Annotated in this window: 9 protein-coding genes and 1 pseudogene; 4 read left to right on the top strand and 6 right to left on the bottom strand. The window is 70.4% G+C overall.

What is annotated here, in order from left to right; translation table 11 throughout:
* From AC2H6A_RS15775 to cysS, 3 genes and pseudogenes are all read right to left on the bottom strand, one after another.
* Nucleotides 1-206: pseudogene (locus AC2H6A_RS15775) on the bottom strand (acetyl-CoA carboxylase carboxyl transferase subunit alpha); the annotation flags it as partial.
* A gap of 13 nt (nt 207-219) precedes the next feature.
* Nucleotides 220-861, bottom strand: a complete 642-nt coding sequence (locus AC2H6A_RS15770) for a DNA-3-methyladenine glycosylase family protein (protein WP_484274643.1) — start codon at nt 859-861, stop codon at nt 220-222.
* Nucleotides 862-946: 85 nt separating this feature from the next.
* Entirely contained in the window at nt 947-2,353 is a 1,407-nt protein-coding gene (gene cysS / locus AC2H6A_RS15765; protein WP_484274641.1) for a cysteine--tRNA ligase, read from the bottom strand.
* A 189-nt stretch (nt 2,354-2,542) separates the two neighbouring features.
* Here cysS and AC2H6A_RS15760 point away from each other — a divergent pair, with 189 nt between their 5' ends.
* The 3 genes from AC2H6A_RS15760 to AC2H6A_RS15750 are packed head-to-tail and all read left to right on the top strand — an operon-like array spanning nt 2,543 to nt 4,570.
* The gene (locus tag AC2H6A_RS15760) at nt 2,543-3,121 is read left to right on the top strand and encodes a tetratricopeptide repeat protein (RefSeq protein ID WP_484274639.1); all 579 of its coding nucleotides are present in this window, start codon (nt 2,543-2,545) and stop codon (nt 3,119-3,121) included.
* A gap of 26 nt (nt 3,122-3,147) precedes the next feature.
* Nucleotides 3,148-3,741, top strand: a complete 594-nt coding sequence (locus AC2H6A_RS15755) for a peptidylprolyl isomerase (protein ID WP_484274637.1) — start codon at nt 3,148-3,150, stop codon at nt 3,739-3,741.
* Between the two features lie 7 nt (nt 3,742-3,748).
* Nucleotides 3,749-4,570 (top strand): UDP-2,3-diacylglucosamine diphosphatase, encoded by an 822-nt coding sequence (locus AC2H6A_RS15750; RefSeq protein ID WP_484274634.1) that lies wholly within the window; start codon nt 3,749-3,751, stop codon nt 4,568-4,570.
* Nucleotides 4,571-4,627: 57 nt separating this feature from the next.
* On the opposite strand, the gene cysE is transcribed toward AC2H6A_RS15750, so the two are convergent.
* From cysE to AC2H6A_RS15735, 3 genes are all read right to left on the bottom strand, one after another.
* Nucleotides 4,628-5,296 carry a serine O-acetyltransferase gene (gene cysE / locus AC2H6A_RS15745; protein ID WP_484274647.1) on the bottom strand — a complete coding sequence of 223 codons (669 nt, stop codon included), beginning with the start codon at nt 5,294-5,296 and terminating at the stop codon, nt 4,628-4,630.
* Nucleotides 5,297-5,481: 185 nt separating this feature from the next.
* The gene (locus AC2H6A_RS15740) at nt 5,482-6,666 is read right to left on the bottom strand and encodes a PrpF domain-containing protein (RefSeq protein ID WP_484274632.1); all 1,185 of its coding nucleotides are present in this window, start codon (nt 6,664-6,666) and stop codon (nt 5,482-5,484) included.
* 2 nt (nt 6,667-6,668) lie between these two features.
* A complete protein-coding gene (locus tag AC2H6A_RS15735; protein WP_484274645.1) occupies nt 6,669-7,442 on the bottom strand; it encodes an RNA methyltransferase in 774 nt (257 codons plus the stop codon).
* A 77-nt stretch (nt 7,443-7,519) separates the two neighbouring features.
* On the opposite strand from AC2H6A_RS15735, the gene AC2H6A_RS15730 reads away from it, so the two are divergent.
* On the top strand, nt 7,520-8,320 hold the full coding sequence (locus AC2H6A_RS15730; RefSeq protein WP_484274630.1) for an inositol monophosphatase family protein: 801 nt from the start codon (nt 7,520-7,522) through the stop codon (nt 8,318-8,320).
* Nucleotides 8,321-8,373: the final 53 nt, after the last annotated feature.

Below are 8,373 nucleotides of genomic sequence, written 5' to 3'. Positions count from 1 at the left end.
CGCTGCGGATGGCGCGCCACCTGGGCGACCTGCCAGGGCGTGAGCTTGCTGTAGGTCTCCTTGACCAGACCCTGGCTCTTCTTCTGCAGCCGGTCGATCTCCTCGGCGATGTCGACCGCGGAGTCATCGCGCACGAATCGCAGCGAGTCGATCTTCTGCTCGAGATCAGCGATCGGCTGCTCGAAGTCGAGGAAAGTGGGCTTCATGGATGAACGACTCCTAGTATTCGACCGGGACCGGATCGAGACTGCGCCACAGATACCAGGTGGCCACCGAGCGCCACGGCCGCCAGCGCTCGGCCAGTGCCTGGGCCCGGACCCGGTTGAGCCGGTGCCGGCTGGCCGCGCTGCCGGCCTGCTCGGCCGCCTGCATGCCTGGGGCGCCCGCCGCGCCACCCTCTGGACCCGCATCTGCCAGCGGGTAGTGCAGCGCCACCGCCCTCAGCAGCCCGATGTCGTCGAGCGGCAGGACATCGGGTCGCTGCAGATTAAAGATCAGAAACATCTCGGCTGTCCAGCGGCCGATCCCGCGCACCTCGGTGAGCTCGGCGATGACCGATTCATCGTCCATCGACTGCCACCGAGACGGGTCGATCTCGCCGCGCCGAAAGCGTCCGGCGAGATCGCGAAGGTATTCCACCTTGCGCCCCGACAGGCCGCAGCGCGCGAGCGTGCTGACGCGAAGGCGACCCACGCGCTCGGGATGCACCTCGCCGCAGGCGGCCTCGAAACGGTTCCAGATGGTCTGGGCCGCCGCCACCGAGATCTGCTGGCCGACCACCGACCGGGCAAGCGTGAGGAAGGGGTCGCCACGCGGCTGGAGGCGCGCCGACCCGCAGGCCCGGATGATGCCGGCGAGCACGGGATCTCGCCGCAGCAGGGAGCGCCGGGCCTGATCCCAGAAGGGGACCGCTGACGGCTCGGCGCGTGCGCCTGCTGCCCCGGCTTCAGGCACGGCGCCAGCTGGTTCCGGCGGCGCTGTCTTCCAGCACCACGCCCTGCTGCAGGAGTTCGGCACGGATGCGATCGGCCGTGGCAAAGTCGCGGGCCTTCTTGGCCTGCATGCGCTGGTCGATGCGCGACTGGATGGCGGCATCATCGAGCCCGGCCTGGGCGGCCGCAGCACGACCCTGCAGGCCACCGCGACGCACCTCGGCCAACGGCCGCTGCAGCAGGCCGAGCACCCCGGCCAGTGCCCGCAGCTGCACCTCGAGGGCCGGACTGCGGGTGCGGTTGAGTTCGGCCGCGAGCTCAAAGAGCGCGGCCATGGCCTCAGGGGTATTGAAGTCGTCATCCATGGCCTCGCGAAAGCGGGCGGCCCAGGGCAGCGACCAGTCGATCAGCGCGGCCTCGGCCGGCCCGGCGGCTTCATCGGACAGCGCGTTGTACAGTCGAAGCAGCGACGCCCGCGCGTCTTCGAGGTGGGCGTTGGAGTAGTTGATCGGACTGCGGTAGTGGGCCCGCACGATGAACAGCCGCACCACCTCGGGATCGAAGCGCTGCAGCACATCGCGGATGGTGAAGAAGTTGCCCAGCGACTTGGACATCTTCTCGTCGTCGACCCGCACGAAGCCGTTGTGGATCCAGTAGCGCACGAACTGGCCGCCATGCGCACCCTCGCTCTGGGCGATCTCGTTCTCGTGATGGGGGAACTGCAGATCGGCACCCCCGCCATGGATGTCGATGGTCTTGCCGAGCAGCGCGGTGGACATGGCCGAGCACTCGATGTGCCAGCCCGGCCGGCCCGGCCCGTAGGCCGAGGCCCACTTCACATCCTCGGGCTCTTCGGGGCGAGCCGACTTCCAGAGCACGAAGTCGAGTGGATCCTGCTTGGCGTCATCCACGGACACCCGCTCGCCGGCGCGAAGGTCGTCGAGCGACTTGCCCGAGAGCCGGCCGTAGCCCGCGAACCGGCGCACCGAGTAATTGACATCGCCATCAGCGGCCCGGTAGGCATAGCCGTTGCGCTCGAGCAGGTCGATGATGCCGAGCATCTGCGGCACATACTGGGTGGCACGCGGCTCGTGCTCGGGCCGCTGCACACCGAGGGCATCGGTGTCTTCATGCATGGCGGCGATGAATCGGTTGGTGACCGCCGCGATGGGTTCGTTGTTCTCGACCGCGCGACGGATGATCTTGTCGTCGATGTCGGTGATGTTGCGCACATAGGTGACGCGGTAGCCGCTGGCCCGGAGCCAGCGCTGCACCACATCGAAGGCCACCAGCATGCGGGCGTGGCCCACATGGCAGTAGTCATAGACGGTCATGCCACAGACGTACATCCGCACCTGGCCGGGTTCGGCGGGGACGAAGTCCTCCTTGCGGCGGGTGAGCGTGTTGTGGATGCGCAGCATGCAGGCGGGACCGCTCCAGGCAGGGGCGCCGGGCGCGGTTGCTAGAATGACGGGATGCAACCGAGTATAGCATCGGGGGGTTGGCCTCGAGACCCGCGCCAGTCCTTGCTTTCAGGCCGATCGGCCTGGCAGGCGGCGGTCTTGCTGGTGCTGCTCGGGACACTGTCCGGCAGCGGCCGCGCGCAGCCCATGCCAACCGCTCCCGCGGCACCCGGCGTGTCGCTGCCGGGGCTCTCGGTGCAGCCCACGCCCGGGATGCGTCCACCCGCAGCCGCCACCGGATCGGCCGGGTTCAGCGACCCGCGCTCGGCGGTCACGGCGCTCGAGCAGACCGAACGCCTGATCCGCGAAGGCAACCGCGCCGGGGCACTCGCCGCGCTCGATGCCGCCCTGCGCGACCATCCCCGCAACCCGCAGTTGCGCTTCCTTTATGGCGTGCTGCTCGCCGAAGCTGGCAGGGCCGATGACGCGATCGCGGTCTTCGAGCAGCTGACCCAGGACTTCCCCGAACTGCCCGAGCCGCACAACAACCTGGCAGTGATGCTCGCTGCCCGCGGCGAGCTCGACCGCGCCAGGGTCGCGCTCGAGAACGCGGTGCGCGCCCTGCCCGGCTATGCCCTGGCCCAGGAAAACCTTGGCGATGTCTACCTGCGCATGGCCGAGCGCGCCTGGGCCCGCGCCGGGCAGCTCGACCCGGCCGGCGCGGCCAGCCGCGAAAAGCTCGGGCTGGCCCGCGAACTCATCCGGCGAATCACCCGGCAACCCTGAACCCACCCACCCTTGCGGAGAGATCCATGTTGAAGAAACTGCCCCTGATCGGCGCCCTGCTGGTCGCGCTGTCCATGACCGAGGACGCTGCCGCGGCCAATCCCCAGGTGTCGCTCAAGACCTCCATGGGCGAGATCGTGCTGGAGCTCTACCCCGACAAGGCGCCGCGCAGCGTCGAGAACTTCCTGCAGTATGTGCGCGACGGCCACTATGCCGGCACGGTGTTCCACCGCGTCATCGGCAGCTTCATGATCCAGGGCGGCGGCTTCACCGCCGACTTCTACAAGAATGTGTCGGGCTTCGGCCAGAAGAAAACCCGCGGCCCGATTCCGCTCGAGTCGCAGAACGGCCTCAAGAACGACCGCGGCTGGCTGGCCATGGCCCGTACCGGCGACCCCAACTCGGCCACGGCGCAGTTCTTCATCAATGTGGTCGACAACGCCGGCCTGAACCATCCGCAACCCGACGGCCATGGCTACGCGGTGTTCGGCAAGGTGGTCAAGGGCATGGATGTGGTCGACCGCATCCGCGCCGTGCCCACCACCCGCAAGGGCCCCTTCGGCGATGTGCCGGCCGAGGCGATCACCATCGAGTCGGCCGCGGTGGTGGCCGGCCAGTAAGCCGGCGATGCTGAGCGTGCGCCGCGGGCAGGCGGCGCTGTTCGTCTCCGACATGCACCTGGCCGATGCGCAGCCGCGCACCGGCCGGTTCTTCCTGGAGGCCTTTCTGCGCGAAGCGCAGGCGGTCAGCCATGTCTTCGTGCTGGGCGATGCCTTCGATGCCTGGGTGGGCGATGACCAGATCGCCGCGCTACCGCACGAGGGTGTCGAGGCCACCTTCATCCAGGCGCTCGCGGGGCTCGCGCAACGTGGCGTCGCGGTGGGCGTCATGCGCGGCAACCGCGACTTCCTGCTGCAGGCCGAAGCCCGACCGGGCTGGTGTGAGGCCAGCGGGGCGCAGCTGCTGCCCGATCCCTGCCGGATCGAGCTCGACGGCACGCCCGTGCTGCTCACCCATGGTGATGCGCTGTGCACCGGCGACACCGAGTACCAGGCCTTTCGCGCCCAGGCCCGCACCGAGGCCTGGCAACGCGCCTTCCTGGCCCGCCCCCTGGCTGAACGCCAGGCCACGGCACGCGTCATGCGCGCGCAGAGCGAACTCGCCAAGCAGACCCGCGAGGACGCCATCATGGATGTCAGCCCCGACGCCGTGTCGGCGCTGATGGCGCAGTGGCGCTGCCGGCTGCTGGTCCACGGCCACACCCATCGGCCGGCGCATCACCGGCTGCGCCTCAACGGCGAAGCCGCGCAGCGCTGGGTGTTGCCTGACTGGGATGCGGAACGCGGACGCGGTGGCATGCTGCTGGCCCGCGACAGCATGATCAGCCCGGTGGGACCATGGCCTGCGCCGGTGCCTGCGGCGATGCCAGCCGACTTCGGCGGGCGCTGAGCCCGAGTCCGCGGCAAGCCTCAGCGCTGGCGGACGCCGCGGCGCCCTTGCGAGGCCTCAGCGCCCTTGCGAGGCCTCGATGCGCTCATCGAGCGCAGCCTGCAGCGCCTCGATGCGGCGGTCCTGCTCGGCAACATGATCGATGAGACGGTTCAGGGCCATGCCCAGAGGATCATCGCCGGCGCTGCGGGTGATCGCGTAGGCCGAAAAGCCCATGCGCGCGGCGTTCTCCTCACGACGCTTGTCGTCTTCCTCGAGGATGATCCGCGCCGGGGTGCCCACCGCCGTGGCACCGGCCGGCACTTCCTTGATGACCACCGAATTGGAGCCGATGCGCGCGCCATCGCCCACCGTGAAAGGCCCGAGCACCTTGGCGCCCGCCCCCACCACCACGCCACGGCCCAGCGTGGGATGACGCTTGGCGCGATTCAGTGCGGTGCCGCCGAGCGTGACGCCCTGATAAATGGTGCAGTCATCGCCGATGACCGCGGTCTCGCCCACCACCACGCCCATGCCGTGGTCGATGAAGACCCGTCGGCCGACGCTGGCGCCCGGGTGCACCTCGATGCCGGTGAGAAAGCGCGCGAGATGGCTGAGCCAGCGCGCCGGCAGCACCAGGCCTGCGCGCCAGAAGCCGTGCGCGATGCGATGAATGAAGAGCGCGTGCACCCCGGGGTAGCAGAGCAGCACTTCCAGCCGCGAGCGCGCGGCCGGGTCTTTTTCCATGACGGTCGCGATGTCCTCGCGCAGCCGTTCGAAGAGCAAGGCAGTCTCCTGGATCTGCCGGCGACCGGGCCGGGGGCCGCGCCGACGGGACCCGGATTCTAAGCCGGCCCCACAAAGCGCGCTGAGCACGGGCAGGGCAGTGGCGGCTGGCGGCTGGCGGCTGGCGGCTGGCGGCTGGCGAGCCATCAGGCCGGCGCGCCGAACACCCGTCCGCTCATCAGCCGCCGCGCGCCATGCGAAAGCGCGACCTTCTCCACCCGCCAGTGCTCGCCACTCATGACCAGATCAGCACCGACCGCCAACGGGCCACCGGGTGCGCCGATGCGGGTGGGCACACCCGGCAGGGTGCGAGCGGCCCCATGGACCACGCTGCCCGGCAGCGCCGCGGCGATCGCCACCGCCACTGCCGCCGACAGGGCCAGTCCCGGTTGCGGCCGGCCATCGACCCAGGCGCGGGCGAGCAGGTCGATCTCGGTCGCATCGACCGCCGGTCCGCCACGGGCACGGTAAGCCGCAGGCGGCGCCACCCAGACCAGCGCAGGCTCGCCGCCGCCAGCCGCGGCCGGATCGACATGCGCGAAAAGCAGCGATTGGGGCCCCAGGCTGCCTGCCTCGGCAAGGCGGCTGGCCGCGGCCGCGAGCACCGCCTGGCAGCGGGCCTTCAGGCGCCGGTCGCGCTCGAGCTGGGCCAGGGTCTCGCGCCCGGTGAGGCCGAGACGATCGGCGCGCACCAGCACCGCCGGCCACCCTCCGCCGAGCAGGGTGAGGTCCAGACTGCCCAGGCCGGGCACCACGAGCTGCTGCACCGGTGCGCCATCGGGCAGCAGCGGGCCGCCTCGCCCGCCATCGGTGGGGTCGAGGAATTCAAGCCGGATCTCGATGCCGGCAAACGGCACGCCCTCGTCGCTGAAGGCCCCGCCCTGCAGCACTTCGCCCGCGCGCACCGGCACCAGCGCATCCACGCGGGCACGGGCGGCGGCATGCCAGATGCGCACCCGGGTGACGCCCTCGGCACAGGGATGCAGGCCCTCGAGCAGCGCGAAGAGACCTGCGGCAGCCAGGAGGTCGCTCTCGCCCACCGACCAGTCGATGCAACCCTCGCGCGGATCGACCGCGCCGAACTGCGCATCGATGTCGCACTCATCACGCAGCGAGGGGGTCACCACCACCACGCGACTGGTCTCGGCACTGCCTCCACCCACGCCATCGAGCTGGGCGCCGGAGGGATCGGGACAGCCGAGCAGCCGGGCGATGAGGGCATCGCGATCGCGGGCACGCGCGGGCAGTTCACGCCCGAGCAGGAACAGCGCCTTGCGAGCGCCGCCACGCATCAGCGTGGCCGACAGGCCGGGCGCGGACGGACCACGCATGCTCAGGCCCGCGGCGGACGTCCAGGCAGACGGCCCTGCGCCGCCAACAGCATCTGCTTGCACAGGCCGCGCAGCAGATCGACCTCCTCGGCGCGCGGCCGGGCCCGCGCGAACAGCCGCCGCATGCGCGGCAGCAGTTTCTTGGGCGCGGCGGGGTCGAGAAAGCCCACCGCCACCAGCGCCTGCTCGAAGTGCTCGTGGAAGCGCTCGAGCTGAGCCAGGGTGGCGGGTGGCCCGGCATCGGGCTCGGCCGCCACCGGCGCAGGCTCGGCGGCGAGCAGCGCGCGTCGCAGCTCCCAGGAGATCACCTGCACCGCCTGGGCGAGATTGAGCGAGTGATAGTCGGCCTCGCCGGGAATGGCGGTGACAAGACCGCAGCGCTGCACCTGCTCGATGGACAGGCCGGTGCGCTCGGTGCCGAACACCAGCGCCACCCGCAAGGCGGCATCGGCACGCAGCTCGGCGAGCACCTGAGTGCAGGCTTCCCAGGGCGGCACCGGCGCGGCGCTGAACTCCCGGGTGTCGGCGCTGACCGCCACCGCGAGGTGGACATCGGCCAGGGCCTCGTCGAGCGAGCCATGCTCGGTGGCAAGCGCGAGCACATCGGTGGCGCCGCTGGCGAAGGCGAGCGCCTCGGGGTGCGCAGCGATGCCGGGAAAGCGCGGCGCGACCAGCGCCAGCCGGCGCAGGCCCATGACCCGCATGGCGCGCGCCGCCGCGCCGACATTGCCGCCGTGGCTGGGCGAGACCAGCACCACGCTGACCCTGTCGAGCAGCCTCGGCCCTGTGCGATGCAGCGAGTCCAGCGCGATACCTTAGAATGGACGGTTTTACGGGATCCGACATGCACCCGATGCTCAACGTCGCGGTCCGGGCCGCGCGCCGCGCAGGCCGGATCATCAACCGGGCAAGCCTGGATCTGGATCAGGTGAAGATCGCCCGCAAGCAGCGCAACGATTTCGTCACCGAGGTGGATCACGCCTCGGAGCAGGCAATCATCGACACGCTGATCACCGCCTACCCGGGCCATTCGATCTTAGCAGAGGAGTCCGGGCACACCCCGGGCAAGGGCGCCGCCGAACACGCCCGCGATGCCGACTTCGTCTGGATCATCGACCCGCTCGATGGCACCACCAACTTCATCCACGGGATGCCGCAGTACTGCATCTCGATCGCGCTCATGGAAAAGGGCGTGGTCACCCAGGGCCTGGTCTACGACCCCAACCGCGACGAGCTGTTCACCGCCACCCGCGGCCGCGGCGCCTTCCTGAATGACCGGCGCATCCGCGTGGCGAGCCGCGCCCGGCTGGAGGAGTCGCTGATCGGCACCGGCTTTCCGTTTCGGCGCATCGGTGACATCGACCGCTACATGGTGATGCTCAAGGCGGTGATGCAGAAGGCCGCAGGCCTGCGCCGCCCGGGTGCCGCCGCGCTCGATCTCGCCTATGTCGCGGCGGGCCGCTACGACGGTTTCTTCGAACTCGGCCTCGCGCCCTGGGATGTGGCCGCGGGCAGCCTGCTGGTCACCGAGGCCGGCGGGCTGATCGGCGATTTCACCGGCGAAGGCGATCATCTTTTCGGCGAGGAAGTGGTCGCCGGCACGCCCAAGGTGTTCGCGCAACTGCTCGCGCTGCTGCGCCAGCCGCCGGCATGAGCACCGTGTCGGCTGCGGCGCAGGAGGCCGCGCTGCAGGCGCTGGAGCAGGCA

Source organism: Quisquiliibacterium sp. (assembly GCF_982640115.1).
This window is presented reverse-complemented; position numbering and strand designations above follow the sequence as displayed.

Coding starts and splice junctions, on each gene's coding strand:
- cysS (WP_484274641.1), bottom strand. CDS start 2,353: ATGCTGCGCATCCACAACACGCTCACCCGCCGCAAGGAGGACTTCGTC.
- AC2H6A_RS15760 (WP_484274639.1), top strand. CDS start 2,543: ATGCCAACCGCTCCCGCGGCACCCGGCGTGTCGCTGCCGGGGCTCTCG.
- AC2H6A_RS15755 (WP_484274637.1), top strand. CDS start 3,148: ATGTTGAAGAAACTGCCCCTGATCGGCGCCCTGCTGGTCGCGCTGTCC.
- AC2H6A_RS15750 (WP_484274634.1), top strand. CDS start 3,749: ATGCTGAGCGTGCGCCGCGGGCAGGCGGCGCTGTTCGTCTCCGACATG.
- cysE (WP_484274647.1), bottom strand. CDS start 5,296: ATGGAAAAAGACCCGGCCGCGCGCTCGCGGCTGGAAGTGCTGCTCTGC.
- AC2H6A_RS15740 (WP_484274632.1), bottom strand. CDS start 6,666: ATGCGTGGTCCGTCCGCGCCCGGCCTGTCGGCCACGCTGATGCGTGGC.
- AC2H6A_RS15730 (WP_484274630.1), top strand. CDS start 7,520: ATGCTCAACGTCGCGGTCCGGGCCGCGCGCCGCGCAGGCCGGATCATC.